Raw genomic sequence first — 18,215 nt, forward strand, 5'->3', positions numbered from 1 at the left:
AAGCGGAACAACAGTGACTATTTCGTGACCATGACGGAACACTCCGAACATCGCGAACAAAGCCTTACGAGCGCCACCGAGGCGCGCGGTCTCGAGGCGCTGATCTCGCGTGCCGCCCGCGCCGGCAAGGGCGCGGCGCCGGTGGAACGCTGGAATCCCGACTTCTGCGGCGATCTCGACATGGAGATCAAGGCCGACGGCACCTGGTTCTACCTGGGCACGCCGATCGGCCGCATGCCGCTGGTGCAGCTTTTCTCCTCCGTGCTGCGCAAGGACGCGGACGGCAGGACCTATCTGGTAACGCCTGTGGAAAAGGTCGGCATCCGCGTTGCCGATGCGCCGTTCATCGCCGTCGAAATGGACGTTTCGGGCAGCGGTGACGCGCAAGCCATCACCTTTCGCACCAATGTCGGCGATGTCGTGGAAGCCGGGCCGGAGCGGCCGCTGCGCTTCGTCGACGAGAGCAAAACCGGCGGGTTGAAGCCCTACGTGCTGGTGCGCGGCCGGTTGGAGGCGCTGGTGGCGCGGCCGGTGATGTACGAGCTGGTCGGGCATGGCGAGGAAATCGAGATCGGCGGCAAAGCCATGTTTGCCGTGCGCTCGAAGGGCGCGGTGTTTCCGATCATGCCGGCGGACCAGCTGAAGCGGCTGAGTACGTGATGGACCAGACGAAGCCGAGGCCGTTTTCGTCAGCCGATTTTCGCGCGCGCTTTGCCGCGCAGCCGGATGCGCATGCCGGCGACGATTATGGCGATCACCGCTTCAATCCCGGCCATCCGCGCCTTAGCCAGGCCAAGGCGCTGCGCGATGCCGCGGTGTTGATCCCGGTGGTCGATCACGACGGCGACGCGACGGTTCTTTTGACCAAACGGGCCGAAAAGCTGCGCAGCCATTCGGGGCAGGTGGCCTTTCCCGGCGGCACGATCGATGCCGCCGATGCCAGCCCGGAAGCGGCGGCGCTGCGCGAGACCTTCGAGGAGATCGGCCTTGGCCCGGATCGCATCGAGATCATCGGCCGCATGCCCGATTACGTCGCCGGCAGCGGCTATCGCATCGCACCGGTGCTGGGCATCGTGCGGCCCAGTTTCCAGCTGACGCTCAACGCCGACGAGGTCGACGCCGCCTTCGAAGTGCCGCTGCGCTTCCTGATGGACCCGGCCAATCACAAGCGCGACAGCCGCATGTGGAACGATCTCGAATGGTTCTTCTACGACATGCCTTATGGCGACCGGCGCATCTGGGGCGTCACCGCCGGCATCATCCGCACGCTCTATGAAAGGCTCTATGCGTGAATGTCTCTATCGCGGGCAGGGCCGACTGGCTCGGCAATATGCATCTGCAGCGACTGCTGGCCGTTCTGGCGGAGGTCGGTGAAGAAGCACGTGTCGCCGGCGGCGCCGTGCGCAACGCGCTGATGGGCCAGCCGGTCGCCGACATCGACATCGCCACCACTTGCCTGCCGCAGGAAACCATCCGCCGCGCCGAGGCGGCAGGCTTCAAAGCGGTGCCGACCGGCATCGAGCACGGCACGGTCACGGTGATCGCCGGCGGCAAGCCTTATGAGACCACCACCTTGCGCGCCGACATCGAGACCGACGGCCGCCGCGCCAAGGTGTCGTTCGGGCGCGACTGGAAACTTGACGCCGAGCGGCGCGATTTCACCATCAACGCGCTCTATGCGCAGGCCGACGGCACGGTTGTCGACCTGATCGGTGGCGTCGCCGACATCGAGGCGCGCCGGCTGCGCTTCATCGGCGATCCGGAAGCGCGCATCCGCGAGGATTATCTGCGCATCCTGCGGTTCTTCCGCTTCTTCGCCTGGTACGGCGACGGCCGGCCGGACGCCGAAGGGCTGAAAGCCTGTGCCCGGCTGAAGGATGGGCTGGTCCAGCTTTCGGCCGAGCGCATCTGGGCCGAACTGAAGAAGCTTCTGTCGGCGCCCGATCCGTCGCGGGCGCTGCTGTGGATGCGCCAGGCCGGCGTGCTGACCAGCGCGCTGCCCGAGAGCGAGAAATGGGGCATCGATGCCATCCATGGAGTGACCAAGGCCGAGAAGGATCTGGGCTGGGCGGCGGATCCGCTGCTCAGGCTGGAGGCGATCGTGCCCCCGGATGCGGCGCGCATGAAGACGCTCGCCGACAGGCTGAGACTGTCGACGGCGGAGGCCGAACGCCTGCGCCAATGGGCGCTTGCCACTATCGTCGAGCCGAAGACGACCGAGAGCGAGCTGGCGAAAAGGCTCTATCGCGGCGACCGGCAGGGCTTCGTCGATCGTCTGCGGCTATCGCTGGCCGCAGCCCGGGTGCGTGCCGTCGAGGACAATGACGCTCTGCTCGAAGCCGGCGGCTTTACGCGCCTGCTGGCCTTTGCGCTCAAATGGGCAAAACCGCTGTTTCCGCTGAAAGGTGCCGATTTGACCGCGCTCGGCGCCGTTCCTGGGCCGAAGCTTGGCGAAATCCTCAAGAACCTCGAGGCGGAATGGATCGAAGCCGGATTTGCCCCCGATCGCGACGCGTTGCTTGAACGTGCCGCGAAGGCGCTTGAAACGTAGAGCAGCTCACCGTTTCACGGAAACGGCAAACCGAGGCGGCGATTTGGCCGGGCGAAGCTTCGCCCGTCTACTTGATCGCTACGGGAGCCAGGGCGCGCGAAAGGCTTGCCTCGCCCTTGCCATAGACGGCGGCGCTGTAGTTGACCAGCGTGTCGGTACGAGCCGTGTTGAGCAGATCGTTGGTGATCTGCGTCGCGGTAGCCTTGGTGAATTTGCTGCCGATGATCGCAGCGTATCCCGAAATGATCGGCGCGGCGAAGGAGGTGCCATAGAGGCCTGTCTTGTCTCCGGTAACACCGACCACAAGGAAGTGGCTTTGCACAAGCATGTTCGAGCCGGCATAGTTGGAGTACCAGGCAAGCTGGGCCTTGTTGGATGTCGTGCCATTCGTGGATAGGGCGCCGACGAAGATCGCCGAGGCTTTGCCAACCAGAGCGAGGTCGAGATAGTCCTGCTGACCGCCTGTGACACCGCCCACGGCAACCGCATCGTTGCCCGCTGCCTTCGAAACAACGGCCGTTCCTTTGGTGGCATAGGAGATGATGGAGGCTTCCTCGGGACTCCATCCGATCTGGTTCAGGCGGTAGCCCGCTTTGGCGTACATGCCATAGCTCAGGTTGAGCACGTTCAGGCCGGGCGCCAGGCTGACGGCCGAGCTTGTTGAGAAGTCCTTCGACCTGATGGTCGCGAAGGGCGCGATCATGCTGGCTTCCTCGCGCGTCCATTCACCGTGGCGCTGGGTTTGAACCCCGACACCGAAATTGCCGGAGAAGCGCGACGTACTGGAGAAATCATCGACGATCGTAATCGTGACGCCCTTGCCCTTGTATCCCGCAGCCCAAGCGGCGCCTACGTCGGGGCTCATCCACCCCTGCACCGCTTGTGTGCCCGCGGCAGGGATCGTTGCGCTCACGCATGTGGACAGGCCGCCGCCGTGGCACAGCGCGGCCATCTCGTCGGCATTGACCGCCTCCTGTGCCGACGCCATCGACGCCGACAGGATGGTGAGAGCCGTGGCGATACCAAATTTCAAGCAACTACCTGACATGCTCTTACTCCGTTCAAACAAGAACCAAGACGGGCGATCGCCAATTTCGGAGCGAGATGATTTTCTCATTTGCATCCTCCCGGCGATCAGAAAGTAACACGGTAATTCAGCCAGAGGTGCTGGCTCTCCGGTTTAGCGTTAACCAGATATTTCAAGGTTTCCTCTGGCGCCATTTCGCTGGCCGCGAGCCGGCAATTGACGCTGTAGGTGCCCAAATCGCCATAGTTCGCTTCGCAAGGCTTTTCGGTGAGCTTGCCGCCGAGGGTCGTGGTGAGCGACAAGGAAAGAGTGCTGTTCGGACCTGGATGCATCTGCGTGAGGAAACCCAGCTTGAGGCTGGGCTCGATGCGATATTTCTCGCCTTCTTCTCCGGTACCAAATCCCCAAAGGATGCCGGTGTCCTCCGTGATCTGGGTCAAAAGGTCGACATGCATGTCGACCCAGCTTGCGTGGTACCATTGGTTGAACGATATCCGGCTTCCGTCCTGCAATTCATAACCGCCGTCGCCCAGGCCGCGGGCGCGATCGCTGAGCGGCGAGCCTTGATGGATGTCGACCAGCGATGTCGTCATTTCCTGGGCAATCGCCGGAGACGCCGCGAGGAGCCCGTACAGCAGGAGCGCCGTCGTGCGGTAACTCACTCGATTGCCGGACTTTTCGCGCATGCGCGAAACACCTCGCCCCACCGATTCCGGACCAGTGCCTGGTGGCGACGGGCTTCTCTTGCAGCCCCACTGTAGCCGGATTATCCGCCCGACAGTGGCACGGGCTCGGTTACCGCAGGGTTTATTTTAGCCGATACAAATATGATTTTTGGCGTCACAGGGTCTACACCGCGCCGCGTCGTCTAAACGGCGCGCTTGATCAAATCGCCCGCGACGGCATCAAGCGCCCATCGCGGGCGTCCCAGCCCTACGTTCATTGTCTGCTTGTGCCCGTTCGCCGTAGCTGACAAGCCCAGGCGCGCAAAACCTACGCGGCGTCGCGAACCTTCTCGATGCGCGAGCGGATCGCCTCGATCATCGTCTCACGGATGACCGTCTCGCCATGCGTCTCGCGCATGTGATCGACGGCACGGCGCATGACTTCGGCCTCTTCGTCGGCACGGGTGTGCCAGTCACAGCCGGGAACGAGCGACCCGCAGTGAAATTCCTTCATTGGATTTCTCCTTTCCTCCGTGGAGCCTGAAGCTCCGGTACTTTTTGGCTCATGGCCCAATTCCGGGGTCGGATGTTCGGACCGCGAGCGGGGGCGAAAATCATAACACAGATGGCGTGGTATTGGTTGCGGTCAACGGCAAAAAGGCGGAGCGGCGCTGCTCCGCCTTCTTACGCTACCCCAAAACAGGGCCAGACATCGTCTCGTCCTGCTCGGGCGGACCGGCGATCACTTCACGATCTTGACTGCCTCGGCAACCTTGTTCTTGCCGCTCATGTCCCATGAGACCCTGACCTTTTCACCAACCTTCAGGCCAGGATCCTTGAAGGTCTCGGGAAGCGTAAAGGTAGATCCGTTATCGAGCACAAGGCTCATGGCCGTCGCGTCGAAGGTCTTGATCGTCCCGGTGGTGTGCTTGACGGCAGCGAACGCCACCGAACCGGAAGCAAGAAGGGCAGCCGCGGCAGCCGAAACAATGATCTTGCGCATTGGGAAGTACTCCTGGAAAGAGCGGGCATCCTTTTGACGAAGATGTCCCGCATCATCTGGGCCGTCCGGTCGCGTCGGGTCGCGGCTCGCCTTGTCCTGACGCAATTCCGAACGGGAAACCGTTTCGCACTTCCCGGAATTGCGCTCGGGCGAACCGCCGGCGCTTCCCGACCCGGCCCGACAGATAGGCCAGTCTTTTCAAGCGCCTATTAGACGAAAAAGAAATCTTTCGAGGCACCGTGTGCCACATTCCATGCCCATTTCGAGCGAATGGGACATCAATGCGACCTCACATCCTGCTCACCATTTTGTTACGGCCAGCGAACCTCTGGCGGCAGGCTGGAGAGGATGGAGGCGACATTGCCGCCAGTCTTCAGGCCGAAGATGGTGCCGCGATCGTGAAGCAGGTTGAATTCGACATAGCGGCCGCGACGGATGAGCTGTTCGTCGCGGTCGCCGTCGGTCCAGTTCTCGTTGAAATTGGCACGCACGAGATGACCATAGACGACGAGAAAAGAGCGCCCGACATCCTGGACGAAGTTGAAGTCGGCATTCCAGCCGCCTCTGTCCTCGCCCGAATGCAGCCAGTCGAAGAAGATGCCGCCGGTGCCGCGCGGCTCGTTGCGGTGCGACAGATAGAAATACTCGTCGCACCAGGCCTTGAATTTCGGGTAGTCGGCGACGTCGGCGTTCTTCTCGCAAGCGAACTGCATGGCGCGATGGAAGGCGATCGTATCGGGATCGTCCTGGCTGCGGCGGCGATCGAGCACCGGCGTCAGGTCGGCGCCACCGCCGAACCATTGTCTGGATGTGACCACCATGCGCGTGTTCATGTGCACGGCCGGAACGTTGGGGTTCCACGGGTGTGCGATCAGCGAAATGCCAGATGCCCAGAAGCGCGGGTCTTCCTCTGCGCCGGGCATCTGCTTCCTGAATTCGGGCGAGAACTCGCCATGGACGGTCGAGGTGTGGACGCCGACCTTCTCGAAGACGCGGCCATGCATCATCGACATGGTGCCGCCGCCGCCGCGACCCTCGTCGCGTTCCCAGGGCGTCTTTTCGAAGTGGCCGGGTGACCACGAGGCCAGCGGGCCCCCAAGATCCTGCTCGATCTGTTCGAACCCAGCGCAAATGCGTTCGCGCAGCGCCTCGAACCACAACCGCGCCTTCATCTTCTTCTGTTCGATGTCGGCGGGCAGGCCTGCCGGTATTTCGGGTCGTTCCAAGTGCCGTCTCCGGTTGCGGGCGGCGAGTCCTACAAATGACTCGTCTTTTGCCGGCGCGATCCCTAATCTCTTAAGGGACAGGGTCAAGTCACTTTGGTTTCGCGCACGATCCTTTCCGAAACTCGATTCCGATTTCGGGGTCATGCGCTACGGTGCAAGGAGTTGTTTCGTGCGCACCCCGGCAAGACCGCCGCTGGATGGCCTGAAGAAAAGGCTCGACCAAAGCCGGGCCGAGCGCGCGCGCATGCCGCGCGACGGGTTCCTGCGCGAGACCTTCCTGCTGCCGCGCTCCGATGCGCGGCTCAAGGCCAAGGAATGGTTCGAGCGCTTTCCCAAGCAGGCCTACTGGACCGAGATCGAAAGCTGGTTCGAACGGCCGGGGGACCTCATCGAATTCACCATCAGGCGATTGCCGGCGGCTGACTGAAGCGCGGCTCAGCCCGCCACCAGTCGCCTTGCGCCGGTGCCTTCCCTTGCCAGCCGGTCGCCCTTGTTCCTCAGCGGGCATTTGTCGATCGACATGCAGCCGCAGCCGATGCAATCGGTCAGCCCGTCGCGCAGTTTCTTCAATTGGGCGATCTTGTGGTCGAGCCCGTCGCGCCAGGCGGTCGACAGCAGGCTCCAGTCGTCGCGCGTCGGCGTGCGGCCCTCGGGCAGCGAAGCCAGTGCCGCGCCTATCTCGGCAAGCGAGATGCCGACCTCCTGCGCGACCTTGATGACCGCCACCCGCCGCAGCACGTCACGGCCGTAGCGGCGTTGGTTGCCCGATGTGCGGTGGCTGCGGATCAAGCCGCGGGCCTCGTAGAAGTGCAGCGCCGACACCGCCACTCCGCTGCGCGCGGCCACCTGGCCGACCGTCAATTCCGTTACTGGCGCCATCCCTGATTTTCCGCTTGACCTCAACTTAAGTTGAGCTTGTAGCGAAGAAAGCCTGGATGTGCAAACGAAGGAGAAGGCGATGTGCGCCTGGGTGAAGATGACGGGTGGCGAACTCCTATCCGAGCTGCCGGATGGCTTCGCCCGTCACCATGGCGACGGACAACGCGACGTTGATGCTGCGCGCCGCGCCCTGCATGGGGATGGTCAGCCGCGCATCCGCGGCCTGATGGACCGGATCCGGCACGCCTGCGGATTCGCGGCCGAACAGAAGGACGTCCCCTTTGGCGAAGGCGAAGCTCGTATAAGCGGTCGAGGCTTTGGTCGACAACAGCACCAGCCGGCGCGAGCCCGCCTTGCGCCAGTCCTCGAAGGCGTGCCAGTCGACATGCCGGGTCAGGTCAGCCATTTCGAGGTAATCCATGCCGGCTCGCTTGAGCGCCCGGTCGGAGAGCGGAAATCCGGCCGGTTCGATGATATCGACGCCGAGCCCGAGGCAAGCGGCGAAGCGCAGGATTGTGCCGGTATTGCCGGCGATATCAGGCTGGTAGAGCGCGATGCGGAGACGATCGTTCATTTCCGCGTCCTTCTAATAAGTGGCAGATCGGCCACAGCGGCTTCGCGGTTTTGGAAATTCCTGGACCTGCGGGTGGCCATTTTCTGCGAAGTCGGGTATGTCAGGTCCATTGTCAACCCGAACCGATGGAGGGGTAATTCATGATGACCATGCACATCCAGCGCCCCTCTCGTGGGCTTACCTGCCTGCTGGCGGTTTCGGTACGACGATTCTCCTGACTCTCTAAGACTTGATCGCACCGATTCCCGCCGAAACGCTTTTTCGGCACCCGAAGGAATCCTGCGATGTTTTTCAAACTGTCAAAGGGGCTGATCGCCCCGCCTGAACATGTCCAGACCGATGCTTGTCGTCGCGTCCAGACCGACGCAATGCGCGCCTCCGGCCGAATGCCGGCGGACGATATTGCTTCGCCTTTTTATCCCTATTTTCATACGGAGGACGGACCGATGTTCGATCCCTACAGAATACCTGGCTCAAGGAGCCTGCATATCCACCGGGTGCCGACCTGGGCGCTGCTGATCGGCGAAACCTATTCGTCGGCCGTTCACGCCGAGGTTCGCCGCCGCCCGCATCGCGGCATGCTGCCGGATGTCGATTTCTCGCGCGCGGTTCCCGACCCGAGCCGGCCGTCGCTGGTGCGCCGGATCATCCGGCTGGTCCGGCCCGGCCCGAAAATCCGGGTCGTGGACACTTCGTCGTCAGGATCGTCAAGCGCGGCTGTCGGCGAAAAGCCGGCGAACCCCTATATTGCGCGAAGCAGGGCCGACGGTCCGGATGATTCCGGACCGTCGGCCCTCGACGCCATGCAGTCCGGGGACTTCGTACGTTCGCGTGCCGCGTAGGCGGAAAACAGATTTCATGAGCATGACCTATGTTGTTGTTTAGCTGGTTTGAAAAAAGCTCGATCCGTTCCCGGCAGCGGAACCGGTCGAGCCACCCAGGACGCTGGTCGCCTTCTGCCTGCATTACACGCGCGGCGCCTGGCCCTATATCCTTGTCGATGCGGTGCTGGTGACGGCCATCGCCATCGCGGAAGTGTGGATGTTCGGCTTCCTCGGCCGCATCGTCGACTGGCTGTCGGCCCAGAACCGCGAAACCTTCCTGCAGACGGAGGGTTGGAAGCTGGCCGGCATGGCCTTCATCGTGCTGTTCGTGCTGCCCGGCACGGTATGGCTGCATTCGCTGCTCAACCAGCAGACGCTGATGGGCAACTATCCCATGCGCATCCGCTGGCAGGTGCACCGCTACCTGCTCAAGCAGTCGATGAGCTTCTACCAGGACGAGTTTGCCGGCCGCATCGCCACCAAGCTGATGCAGACGGCACTCGCCGTACGCGAATGCGTCATCAAGGTGATCGACGTCTTGAACTACGTCATCGTCTATTTCCTCGGCATGCTGTTCATAGTCGGGTCGGCCGACTGGCGTCTGGCCGCTCCGCTCGGCGTCTGGCTGGTCGGCTACATCCTGTTGCTGCGCTACTTCATCCCCAGGCTGGGCAAGGTCGGCGAGGAGCAGGCCAATGCACGTTCGACCATGACCGGCCGCGTCGTCGACAGCTACAGCAACATCCAGACGGTCAAGCTGTTCAGCCACGCACGCCGCGAAGCATCCTTCGCCAAGGAGGGCATGGCCGGCTTCCTCGACACGGTCTACCGGTCGATGCGGCTGGTGACCGTGCTTTTCGGCTCGCTCTACATTCTCAACGCGCTTCTCTTGTTCTCGGTCACCGTCATCTCGCTATGGCTTTGGCTTGGGCAAGCCGTGACGATCGGCGCGGTCGCCGTGGTCATCGGCCTGGTGCTCAGGATGTGGGGCATGTCGCAGTGGATCATGTGGGAAATGTCGGGCCTGTTCGAGAACATCGGCACGGTCCAGGACGGCATCGCCTCGATCTCGCTGCCGCGGTTGGTCGAGGACAGGCCTGATGCAAAGGACATCACCGTTTCCAGGGGTGAGATCCGGTTCGAGGATATCCGCTTCCACTACGGCAAGCAGAAAGGCGTGATCGAAAACCTGTCGCTGGCGGTGAAGCCGGGCGAGAAGGTCGGCATTGTCGGCCGCTCGGGCGCCGGCAAGTCGACGCTGGTCAACCTTCTCTTGCGTTTCTACGATCTTGAAAGCGGAAAGATCCTGATCGACGGCCAGGAGATCGCGGCGGTCAAGCAGGATTCGCTGCGTGCGCAGATCGGCATGGTCACGCAGGACACCTCGCTGCTGCATCGCTCGGTGCGCGAGAACATCCTCTATGGCCGGCCCGACGCCAGCGAAGAGTTGCTTGTGGAGGCAGCGCGGCGCGCCGAGGCGCTGGATTTCATTGCCGGGCTTTCGGATGCCAATGACCGCAAGGGGTTCGATGCCCATGTCGGCGATCGCGGCGTCAAATTGTCCGGCGGCCAGCGGCAGCGCATCGCCATCGCTCGCGTTATGTTGAAGGACGCACCGATACTTATCCTTGACGAGGCGACGTCGGCGCTGGATTCCGAAGCCGAGGCGGCGATCCAGGAGAATCTCTACAAGCTCATGCAAGGCAAGACCGTCATCGCCATCGCGCACCGGCTGTCGACCATCGCGGCGATGGACAGGCTGGTGGTGATGGACAAGGGCCGTGTCATCGAGGAAGGTTCGCACGAGGAACTGGTCGCCAAGGGCGGCCTCTACGCGCAGCTCTGGCAGCGCCAGTCGGGCGGGTTCCTGCTCGAGGACGGCCCCGCCGACGCCGCCAATGACGCACTCGCAAAGGGCCAAGCCGCCGAATGATGACTGCCGTCTACCGCTGGTTCGAGAACTGGGTCTATCCGTTCAGGGAGCCGGCGAACCTTCGGCCACCATCGAGCGTTGGCGGCTTTCTCTGGCACTATGTCGGCCAGGCGAAATTCGCCTTCTTCGCCATGCTGGTCATCGGCGGCATCGCGCCGCTGGTCGAGGCCGGCCTGTTCTACTTCGTCGGGCGGCTGGTCGATATTCTCGACCAGCTTCCCGGCGAACGCAGCTGGCATGCGCTGTGGAATGCCGCCGGTCCTGAACTGGTGTTCATGATCGCGGTGGTGCTGGTCATCCGCACCATCGTCGTCGGGCTGTCGGCGCTGGTCGACGAACAGACGATCACGCCCGGTTTCTACAATCTGGTGCGCTGGCAGGCTCATCGCCATGTGTCGCGCCAGTCCTACGCCTTCTTTCAGAACGATTTCGCCGGCCGTATCGCCACCAAGGTCTGGCAGGCCGGGCAAGCCACCGGCGACCTGATGGAAAGCTTCATCGAGGTCGTCTGGTTCATGGTCGTCTACACGGTGACGACGCTGGCGCTGGTCGCGGGGCTCGATCTCAGGCTTGCGGTGCTGGTGGTGATCTGGATCGTCGCGTTCGGCTGGCTGGCGAAGCTCTACCTGCCGGCAATCCGCAAGCACGCCGAAGCAACCGCCGAGGCGGGCTCGATGATCAACGGCCGCATCGTCGATTCCTATTCCAACGTGCAGACGCTGAAGCTGTTCGCGGCCGACGGCGACGACCGCTACATCAGGAACGGCTTCGACATCTATCTCGATGCATTGCGCCCGTTCACCCGCCGGCTGACCGGCGTGCGCATGGCGCTGACGACGCTGTCGGGCATCATGATCACGGCGATCGGCTGCTTTGCCGTCTATCTCTGGGTCGAGGGCTCGATCACCGTCGGCGCGGTCGCCTTCACGCTGTCGCTGGTGCTGCGGCTCAACATGCTGCTCGGCCGGTTGATGATGCAGCTCAACAGCATCCTGCGGAACCTCGGCGTGCTGGAAAATTCCAAGGCGCTGATCTCGCAGCCGCTCGGCCTCACCGATGCGCCCGACGCGAAGGAGCTTGTCGTGGCGGGCGGACGCATCGATGTGAAGAAGGTCGAGTTCCACTACGGCAAGGGGTTCGGCGTCCTCAACGGCATCGACCTCGTGGTGCGGCCCGGCGAAAAGGTCGGACTGGTCGGACCGTCCGGCGCCGGCAAGACGACGCTCGCCAACCTGATCCTGCGGCTCTACGATCTGGAAGGCGGGTCCATCACCATCGATGGCCAGGACGTCTCCAAGGTCACGCAGAACTCGCTGCGCGCCAATATCGGTGTCGTCAGCCAGGACACCGCACTGTTCCACCGCTCGCTGCGCGACAACATCAAGCTCGGCATGCCCGATGCGACCGACACGCAAGTGATCGCCGCGGCGAAGAAGGCCGAGGCGCACGACTTCATCCTGACCTTGCGCGACAACAGGGACCGTGCCGGCTACGAAGCCTTTGTCGGCGAACGCGGCGTCAAGCTGTCGGGCGGCCAGCGCCAGCGCGTGGCGATCGCCCGCGTCTTCCTCAAGGACGCGCCGATCCTGATTCTCGACGAGGCGACCTCGGCGCTCGATTCCGACATCGAGGCGGCGATCCAGGAGAATCTCGCCAGGCTGATGGAGCACAAGACGGTCATCGCCATCGCCCACAGGCTGTCGACGATCGCCGCACTCGACCGCCTCGTGGTGCTCGACGGCGGCCGCATCGTCGAACAAGGCACGCATGACGAGCTGGTGGCGCTCGACGGGCTTTATGCGCGGCTGTGGAAGCGGCAGTCCGGCGGCTTCCTCTATCACGAGGACAGCGTGCTCGAAGAGACGCGGCCGGCGGAGTAGGGCATGGGTGCATCGCCAGAGGCCGGCCCAGGGGTCGGCTATGTGCTCAACCGGCTCCGGCCAACCATGCTGGGCTTCGACGCGCTGAAGGAAGAGAGCCGCTCGGAAGGCTATTGGATGCTGGTGCGCCTGGCGGATGGCTGGGCCAGCGGCCGCAACAAGTTTCGGAAGCGAGGCGAGGCACTGTTCGGGGCATGGCATGGCCGGGAACTCGCCGGCGTGTGCGGGCTGAACATCGATCCCTATTTCGAGGGTAGGGACCAGGGCCGGGTCCGGCACCTGTTCGTCAGCGCGCCTCACCGCCGCAGCGGCCTTGGCCGGACGCTGGTCGCGACGGTCATCGGCAGGGCACGTCACTATTTCGCCGTGCTCAACACCAGAGCACCGCCAGAAGCTTTCGGCTTCTATGAACGGCTTGGCTTTCAGCCGGTGTTGGGTGAAGAATTCGTCACGCACCGCATGTCGTTCGAAAAAGGGGGCTGAAATGTCCTTGCGTCCGCCATCTCATCTTGCCGGCACCTCGGCCACCGAAGCCGCCTTCGACGCGCTCGGCCATGAGATCCTTGCCGAGAAGGCGGCGGCACTGGGTCGTGCCGGCCAGCGGGTCGAGGAAACGCTGGCCCGGCTGCGCGACAATGCCGACGAACACCTGCGCCCCCGGCTTCTCAAGGAGGCCGCCGAGGCGGTTCACGGCTATTTCATCCAGCGCGAACTGTGCGGGTTGCGAAAGCACGATGGCGTCATCCGCGAATACAACATCCCGAAAGCGGTGCTGGTCAGGCTCGGCGCGAAATAGGTCTATTTTGTTTGACCATGATCCTTGCCGAAAACCGGGTTCCACTTTTCGGGATCATGGTCACTCCAGCCATTTGGTACTGAACGCACCGTTCTCGTGGATGTCGGTCGTTTCCAGCGGACCGGGGCCGAGATTGGTGAATTTGTGTGGCGTGTTGGGTGGAACGATCAGTATCTGGCCGGCGGAGGCCTCGATCTCCTGGTCGCCGACCGTGAACAGGGCGGTTCCCTGGCGGATGATGAAGATCTCCGCGTAGGGATGCGTGTGCAGCCGCGGGCCGCCGCCCATGTCGGGCAGATAGTTGAAGATCAGGCAGGAGTTGGAACCGTAGGCGCCGCATTGCAGTTCGCCCTTCCAGTGGTCGGAGCGAACAGCCCATTCCTCGCGATCGATGACATGCGCCATGCGGCCAAGGATAGATCACACCGGCGTCGTGAGTCGAGGCAAACAAGAACACCGGATTTTGCTGATATTTCCCGGTTGTTTAGCGATGTTCGACGTCACTTTGCCTGGTGGCGGATTTTGTCCCCGCGACAATCTGCCCATGTGCCTTCACCCGTCTGGACAAAAACGGGCTTCACGCATAAACCGAAGTCCAAATGCCGGAGGAATTCGCTAGCCTGTTCGCCATGCGCTGTCGGGTTGGCGTGAATGAGCGGGGAACAAGGCTCGGCCACCGGCGCGGAAGAGGCGAAAGGATCAGGCACCCGTGAGCGCAACCGACATCCACGATCCCAACCGTCGAGACTTTCTCTACGTCGCCACCGGCATGGCCGCCGTGGTCGGCGCGGGCGCGGTTGCTTGGCCGTTCATCGACCAGATGCGCCCCGATGCCTCGACGCTGGCGCTCGCCTCGGTCGAGGTCGATGTCTCTTCGCTGACGCCGGGCATGTCGCTGATCGTCAAGTGGCGCGGCAAGCCGGTCGTGGTGCGCAACCGCACCGAACAGGAGATGAAGGACGGCGAGGCGGTCAAGCTTTCAGACCTCAAGGATCCGATCGCGCGCAACGCCAATCTGCCGGCCGATGCCCCAGCGACCGACGCCAACCGCACCACGCCCGGCAAGGAAGCCTGGATGGTGATGGTTCAGGTCTGTACGCATCTGGGCTGCATCCCACTCGGCCAGGAAGGCGATTTCGGCGGCTGGTTCTGCCCGTGCCACGGCTCGCAATACGATACGGCCGGCCGCATCCGCAAAGGTCCGGCGCCCGAGAACATGGCAGTGCCGGTATTCAAGTTCATTTCCGATACCAAGATCCTTATCGGTTGAGGCAGGGGATATTTCGATGAGCGAGGGACACTCGACCTATACGCCCAAGACCGGTCTCGGACGCTGGTTCGACGCCCGCATGCCGCTGCCGCGGCTGGTCTATGACAGCTTCGTCGCCTATCCGGTGCCGCGCAACCTCAACTATGCGTGGACCTTCGGCGGTATCCTGTCGATCATGCTGGTGGCGCAGATCCTGACCGGCATCGTGCTGGCCATGCACTACACCGCCGACACCAATCTCGCCTTCGGCTCGGTCGAGAAGATCATGCGCGACGTGAATTCGGGCTGGCTGCTGCGCTACCTGCATTCGAACGGCGCCTCGTTCTTCTTCGTCGCCGTCTACATCCACATCTTCCGTGGCCTCTATTACGGCTCCTACAAGGCGCCGCGCGAGCTGCTCTGGATCCTCGGCTGCATCATCTACCTGCTGATGATGGCGACCGGCTTCATGGGCTACGTGCTGCCGTGGGGCCAGATGAGCTTCTGGGGCGCCACCGTCATCACCGGCTTCTTCAGCGCCATTCCGCTGGTTGGCGACTGGATCCAGCAGCTGCTGCTCGGCGGCTTCGCCGTCGACAATCCGACGCTTAACCGCTTCTTCTCGCTGCACTATCTGCTGCCGTTCATGATCGCCGGCGTCGTCGTGCTGCACGTCTGGGCGCTGCATGTCGTGGGCCAGTCGAACCCGACCGGCATCGAGGTCAAGTCGAAGACCGACACCGTCGCCTTCACGCCCTACGCGACCATCAAGGACGCGTTCGGCATGATCGTGTTCCTGTTCGTCTTCGCCTATTTCGTCTTCTACCTGCCGAACTATCTCGGCCACCCGGACAACTACACGGTCGCCAACCCGCTGAAGACCCCGGCCCACATCGTGCCGGAATGGTACTTCCTGCCGTTCTACGCGATCCTGCGCGCCATCACCTTCAACGTCGGGCCGATCAACTCCAAGCTCGGCGGCGTGCTGTGCATGTTCGGCGCCATCGCCATGCTGTTCCTGGTGCCGTGGCTCGACACCTCGAAGGTGCGCTCGGCGGTCTACCGTCCCTGGTACAAGCTGTTCTTCTGGCTGTTCGTGGTCGATGCCATCTTGCTTGGCTGGCTCGGCTCGCAGCCGGCGGAGGGCAGCTATGTGTTCATGGCGCAGATGGCGACGCTGTTCTACTTCGCCTTCTTCCTGATCGTGCTGCCGGTGCTCGGCCTGATCGAGACGCCGCGAAGGCTGCCGAACTCGATCACAGAGGCGGTGCTCGAGAAGAACAAGGGCGGCAGCGGACATCCGGCGGGCGCCACGGCCGCGCCAGAGACCAAGGGCTGAGCGGTAGAGAATCTAAGGGGATTTGGCATGAAAAAGATTCTCACCTCGCTGGCGCTGATCGGCCTTGTGGCCGCCGGCACCGGAGCGATCGCGGCCGAAGAGGCACACAACGCGGCCGCGCCGACGCATTTCCCGATCAACGAGCCGAAGGAGATGAGCTGGAGCTTCACCGGCCCGTTCGGCACCTATGACAAGGCGCAACTGCAGCGCGGCCTGAAGGTCTACAAGGAAGTCTGCTCGGCCTGCCATTCGATGAATCTGGTGGCGTTCCGCACGCTTTCGGACCTCGGCTATTCCGACGCCCAGATCAAGACGCTGTCAGCCGAATACACGATCCATGACGGTCCCAACGACGCCGGCGACATGTTCGACCGTCCCGGCAAGCCGTCGGACCATTTCCCGGCGCCATTCGCCAACGAGGAAGCCGCCGCTGCCTCCAATGGCGGCGCTGCTCCGCCCGACATGTCGCTGCTGGCCAAGGCGCGCGGCGTCGAGCGCGGCTTTCCGCAATTCGTCTTCGACATCTTCACCCAGTACGACGCAGGCGGCCCCGACTATATCCATTCGCTGCTGACCGGCTACGACCAGACGCCGCCGGCTGGAATGGTCATCCCGGAAGGCACCCACTACAACCCGTACTTCATGTCCGGCGTGTCGCTGAAGATGCCCAAGCCGCTCTCCGACGGCCAGGTGACCTATGACGATGGTTCGCCGCAGACGATCGATCAGTATTCCCGCGACGTGTCGGCTTTCCTGATGTGGGCGGCCGAGCCGCACATGGAAGACCGCAAGAAGACCGGCTTCCGTGTGCTGGTGTTCCTGCTGCTGTTCGGCGCGCTGGTCTATCTCACCAAGCGCAAGGTGTGGGAAGGCGTCGCGCACTAACCGCGCCGAAGGAAACACGATCATGCAAGGGCGCCGGAAGGCGCCCTTTTTGCTTGCTGGAGCGGGCATTGCCGGCGACGCAGCGGTCGTTGCCGTCTTGGTCGAACAAGTCCGTTGGCACGGCGCCATGTGGTTGGTATGCCACGCAGGACCAGTGGCGAAAGGATCGCCAACGACATGGCATTTGGAATTCGATGATGCGGCTCAGCGACTGTCACAATTTTTCCGACTTCCGCCGCATGGCGCAACGGCGGCTGCCGGGGCCGATCTTCGACTATATCGACGGTGCTGCCGACGACGAGGTCACCTATCGCCGCAACACCGAAAGCTTCGAGACTTGCGACCTGGTTCCCAACGTGCTGCGCGGGGTGAGCGAGATCGACATGTCGGTGACGGTCATGGGCCAGAAGCTGGCGATGCCGGTCTACTGCTCGCCGACCGCCTTGCAGCGGCTGTTCCATCATCAGGGCGAGCGCGCGGTCGCCAGGGCCGCCGCCAAATACGGGACGATGTTCGGCGTCTCCTCGCTTGGCACCGTCAGCCTCGAGGAGGCGCGCACGATCAGCAGCGGCCCGCAGGTCTATCAGTTCTATTTCCACAAGGACCGCGGCCTCAACAGGGCAATGATGCAGCGGGCAAAGGAGGTTGGCGTCGAAGTGATGATGCTGACCGTCGACAGCATCACAGGGGGAAACCGCGAACGGGACAAACGCACCGGCTTTGCCATTCCCTTCAAGCTCAACCTCGCCGGAATGCTGCAGTTCGCGCTCAAGCCGGCCTGGGCGATCAACTATTTCACCCATGAGGGGTTCAAGTTGCCGCAACTGGACGAACATGTCGACATGGGCGGCGGCACGATGTCGATCAGCCGTTATTTCACCGAGATGCTCGACCCGTCGATGACGTGGGACGACGTCGCCGAGATGGTCAGGCTGTGGGCGGGCCCGTTCTGCCTCAAGGGCGTCATGTCGGTGGAGGACGCCAGGCGCGCCGTCGAGATCGGTTGCAGCGGCATCGTGCTGTCGAACCATGGCGGGCGGCAGCTGGATGGCTCGCGGGCGGCTTTCGACCAGCTGGCTGAGATCGTCGATGCGGTCGGCGACCGCATCGACGTCATCATGGATGGAGGCGTGCAGCGTGGCACGCATGTGCTGAAGGCGCTGTCGCTCGGCGCCAAGGCAGTCGGTGTCGGGCGCTACTATCTGTTTCCGCTCGCGGCGGCAGGCCAGCCGGGCGTCGAACGGGCGCTCGGACAGATGCGGGTCGAGATCGAACGCGGCATGAAGCTGATGGGCTGCAGTTCGATCGAGCAATTGTCACGCAAGAACCTGCGTTTCCGCTAGCCGGCCGGGAAGGGGCCAGCCATGGCGGATGCGGAAGATCG

Annotated in this window: 20 protein-coding genes and 1 pseudogene; 13 read left to right on the plus strand and 8 right to left on the minus strand. The window is 63.1% G+C overall.

Features of this window, described 5'->3' with window-relative positions; genetic code table 11:
* Positions 1-30: 30 nt before the first annotated feature.
* From AC56QP_RS26070 to AC56QP_RS26080, 3 genes are read left to right on the plus strand one after another with little or no spacing between them, the layout of a single operon-like run.
* A complete protein-coding gene (locus AC56QP_RS26070; RefSeq protein ID WP_489863514.1) occupies positions 31-660 on the plus strand; it encodes a DUF1285 domain-containing protein in 630 nt (209 codons plus the stop codon).
* Entirely contained in the window at positions 660-1,292 is a 633-nt protein-coding gene (locus tag AC56QP_RS26075) for a CoA pyrophosphatase (RefSeq protein ID WP_489862854.1), read from the plus strand. The genes AC56QP_RS26070 and AC56QP_RS26075 overlap by 1 nt, the downstream gene beginning before the upstream one ends.
* Positions 1,289-2,551, plus strand: a complete 1,263-nt coding sequence (locus AC56QP_RS26080) for a CCA tRNA nucleotidyltransferase (RefSeq protein WP_489862853.1) — start codon at positions 1,289-1,291, stop codon at positions 2,549-2,551. The genes AC56QP_RS26075 and AC56QP_RS26080 overlap by 4 nt, the downstream gene beginning before the upstream one ends.
* A 67-nt stretch (positions 2,552-2,618) precedes the next feature.
* Here AC56QP_RS26080 and AC56QP_RS26085 read toward each other — a convergent pair whose 3' ends face one another.
* The 5 genes from AC56QP_RS26085 to hemF all read right to left on the minus strand — a co-directional run bounded on the left by AC56QP_RS26085 (position 2,619) and on the right by hemF (position 6,472).
* Positions 2,619-3,674 (minus strand): S8 family serine peptidase, encoded by a 1,056-nt coding sequence (locus tag AC56QP_RS26085; protein ID WP_489862852.1) that lies wholly within the window; start codon positions 3,672-3,674, stop codon positions 2,619-2,621.
* A gap of 11 nt (positions 3,675-3,685) precedes the next feature.
* Positions 3,686-4,264, minus strand: a complete 579-nt coding sequence (locus AC56QP_RS26090) for a hypothetical protein (RefSeq protein ID WP_489862851.1) — start codon at positions 4,262-4,264, stop codon at positions 3,686-3,688.
* Between the two features lie 307 nt (positions 4,265-4,571).
* A complete protein-coding gene (locus AC56QP_RS26095) occupies positions 4,572-4,757 on the minus strand; it encodes a DUF1059 domain-containing protein (protein ID WP_091579087.1) in 186 nt (61 codons plus the stop codon).
* 228 nt (positions 4,758-4,985) lie between these two features.
* Positions 4,986-5,246 (minus strand): DUF1344 domain-containing protein, encoded by a 261-nt coding sequence (locus AC56QP_RS26100; RefSeq protein WP_091579451.1) that lies wholly within the window; start codon positions 5,244-5,246, stop codon positions 4,986-4,988.
* A 311-nt stretch (positions 5,247-5,557) separates the two neighbouring features.
* The gene (gene hemF / locus AC56QP_RS26105) at positions 5,558-6,472 is read right to left on the minus strand and encodes an oxygen-dependent coproporphyrinogen oxidase (RefSeq protein ID WP_489862850.1); all 915 of its coding nucleotides are present in this window, start codon (positions 6,470-6,472) and stop codon (positions 5,558-5,560) included.
* A gap of 169 nt (positions 6,473-6,641) precedes the next feature.
* On the opposite strand from hemF, the gene AC56QP_RS26110 reads away from it, so the two are divergent.
* Positions 6,642-6,899: a hypothetical protein gene (locus AC56QP_RS26110; RefSeq protein ID WP_256753125.1), complete on the plus strand. Its 258-nt coding sequence runs from the start codon at positions 6,642-6,644 to the stop codon at positions 6,897-6,899.
* 8 nt (positions 6,900-6,907) lie between these two features.
* Here AC56QP_RS26110 and soxR read toward each other — a convergent pair whose 3' ends face one another.
* Positions 6,908-7,351 carry a redox-sensitive transcriptional activator SoxR gene (soxR, locus tag AC56QP_RS26115; RefSeq protein ID WP_269905165.1) on the minus strand — a complete coding sequence of 148 codons (444 nt, stop codon included), beginning with the start codon at positions 7,349-7,351 and terminating at the stop codon, positions 6,908-6,910.
* A 115-nt stretch (positions 7,352-7,466) separates the two neighbouring features.
* Positions 7,467-7,925, minus strand: coding sequence for a tRNA (cytidine(34)-2'-O)-methyltransferase (locus AC56QP_RS26120; RefSeq protein WP_489862849.1), 459 nt, complete (start codon positions 7,923-7,925; stop codon positions 7,467-7,469).
* Positions 7,926-8,209: 284 nt separating this feature from the next.
* Here AC56QP_RS26120 and AC56QP_RS26125 point away from each other — a divergent pair, with 284 nt between their 5' ends.
* From AC56QP_RS26125 to AC56QP_RS26145, 5 genes and pseudogenes are all read left to right on the plus strand, one after another.
* Entirely contained in the window at positions 8,210-8,767 is a 558-nt protein-coding gene (locus AC56QP_RS26125; RefSeq protein WP_489862848.1) for a hypothetical protein, read from the plus strand.
* Positions 8,768-8,796: 29 nt separating this feature from the next.
* Positions 8,797-10,682: pseudogene (locus AC56QP_RS26130) on the plus strand (ABC transporter ATP-binding protein).
* A complete protein-coding gene (locus AC56QP_RS26135) occupies positions 10,679-12,562 on the plus strand; it encodes an ABC transporter ATP-binding protein (RefSeq protein ID WP_489862846.1) in 1,884 nt (627 codons plus the stop codon). The pseudogene AC56QP_RS26130 and the gene AC56QP_RS26135 overlap by 4 nt, the downstream one beginning before the upstream one ends.
* A 3-nt stretch (positions 12,563-12,565) precedes the next feature.
* Complete coding sequence (locus tag AC56QP_RS26140; protein ID WP_489862845.1) at positions 12,566-13,045, plus strand: GNAT family N-acetyltransferase; 480 nt, start codon at positions 12,566-12,568, stop codon at positions 13,043-13,045.
* Between the two features lies 1 nt (position 13,046).
* On the plus strand, positions 13,047-13,358 hold the full coding sequence (locus AC56QP_RS26145; protein WP_489862844.1) for a DUF6665 family protein: 312 nt from the start codon (positions 13,047-13,049) through the stop codon (positions 13,356-13,358).
* Positions 13,359-13,418: 60 nt separating this feature from the next.
* Here AC56QP_RS26145 and AC56QP_RS26150 read toward each other — a convergent pair whose 3' ends face one another.
* Complete coding sequence (locus AC56QP_RS26150; RefSeq protein WP_489862843.1) at positions 13,419-13,763, minus strand: cupin domain-containing protein; 345 nt, start codon at positions 13,761-13,763, stop codon at positions 13,419-13,421.
* A gap of 304 nt (positions 13,764-14,067) precedes the next feature.
* Here AC56QP_RS26150 and petA point away from each other — a divergent pair, with 304 nt between their 5' ends.
* The 4 genes from petA to AC56QP_RS26170 all read left to right on the plus strand — a co-directional run bounded on the left by petA (position 14,068) and on the right by AC56QP_RS26170 (position 18,174).
* Positions 14,068-14,628 carry a ubiquinol-cytochrome c reductase iron-sulfur subunit gene (gene petA, locus AC56QP_RS26155; RefSeq protein WP_489862842.1) on the plus strand — a complete coding sequence of 187 codons (561 nt, stop codon included), beginning with the start codon at positions 14,068-14,070 and terminating at the stop codon, positions 14,626-14,628.
* A 16-nt stretch (positions 14,629-14,644) separates the two neighbouring features.
* The gene (locus AC56QP_RS26160) at positions 14,645-15,946 is read left to right on the plus strand and encodes a cytochrome b (RefSeq protein ID WP_091579103.1); all 1,302 of its coding nucleotides are present in this window, start codon (positions 14,645-14,647) and stop codon (positions 15,944-15,946) included.
* 27 nt (positions 15,947-15,973) lie between these two features.
* A complete protein-coding gene (locus tag AC56QP_RS26165; RefSeq protein WP_489862841.1) occupies positions 15,974-16,831 on the plus strand; it encodes a cytochrome c1 in 858 nt (285 codons plus the stop codon).
* Between the two features lie 197 nt (positions 16,832-17,028).
* Positions 17,029-18,174 (plus strand): alpha-hydroxy acid oxidase, encoded by a 1,146-nt coding sequence (locus AC56QP_RS26170; RefSeq protein ID WP_489862840.1) that lies wholly within the window; start codon positions 17,029-17,031, stop codon positions 18,172-18,174.
* Positions 18,175-18,215 lie beyond the last annotated feature (41 nt).

The organism is Mesorhizobium sp. RCAM 05104 (genome assembly GCF_059683645.1).

Bases quoted from the DNA above. Each gene is read 5' to 3' on its own strand.
- soxR (WP_269905165.1), bottom strand. From the start codon at position 7,351: ATGGCGCCAGTAACGGAATTGACGGTCGGCCAGGTGGCCGCGCGCAGC.
- AC56QP_RS26125 (WP_489862848.1), top strand. From the start codon at position 8,210: ATGTTTTTCAAACTGTCAAAGGGGCTGATCGCCCCGCCTGAACATGTC.
- AC56QP_RS26095 (WP_091579087.1), bottom strand. From the start codon at position 4,757: ATGAAGGAATTTCACTGCGGGTCGCTCGTTCCCGGCTGTGACTGGCAC.
- AC56QP_RS26070 (WP_489863514.1), top strand. From the start codon at position 31: ATGACGGAACACTCCGAACATCGCGAACAAAGCCTTACGAGCGCCACC.
- AC56QP_RS26140 (WP_489862845.1), top strand. From the start codon at position 12,566: ATGGGTGCATCGCCAGAGGCCGGCCCAGGGGTCGGCTATGTGCTCAAC.
- AC56QP_RS26085 (WP_489862852.1), bottom strand. From the start codon at position 3,674: ATGCAAATGAGAAAATCATCTCGCTCCGAAATTGGCGATCGCCCGTCT.
- AC56QP_RS26120 (WP_489862849.1), bottom strand. From the start codon at position 7,925: ATGAACGATCGTCTCCGCATCGCGCTCTACCAGCCTGATATCGCCGGC.
- AC56QP_RS26135 (WP_489862846.1), top strand. From the start codon at position 10,679: ATGATGACTGCCGTCTACCGCTGGTTCGAGAACTGGGTCTATCCGTTC.
- AC56QP_RS26150 (WP_489862843.1), bottom strand. From the start codon at position 13,763: ATGGCGCATGTCATCGATCGCGAGGAATGGGCTGTTCGCTCCGACCAC.
- AC56QP_RS26075 (WP_489862854.1), top strand. From the start codon at position 660: ATGGACCAGACGAAGCCGAGGCCGTTTTCGTCAGCCGATTTTCGCGCG.
- AC56QP_RS26165 (WP_489862841.1), top strand. From the start codon at position 15,974: ATGAAAAAGATTCTCACCTCGCTGGCGCTGATCGGCCTTGTGGCCGCC.
- AC56QP_RS26160 (WP_091579103.1), top strand. From the start codon at position 14,645: ATGAGCGAGGGACACTCGACCTATACGCCCAAGACCGGTCTCGGACGC.
- AC56QP_RS26145 (WP_489862844.1), top strand. From the start codon at position 13,047: ATGTCCTTGCGTCCGCCATCTCATCTTGCCGGCACCTCGGCCACCGAA.
- AC56QP_RS26090 (WP_489862851.1), bottom strand. From the start codon at position 4,264: ATGCGCGAAAAGTCCGGCAATCGAGTGAGTTACCGCACGACGGCGCTC.
- AC56QP_RS26100 (WP_091579451.1), bottom strand. From the start codon at position 5,246: ATGCGCAAGATCATTGTTTCGGCTGCCGCGGCTGCCCTTCTTGCTTCC.
- AC56QP_RS26170 (WP_489862840.1), top strand. From the start codon at position 17,029: ATGCGGCTCAGCGACTGTCACAATTTTTCCGACTTCCGCCGCATGGCG.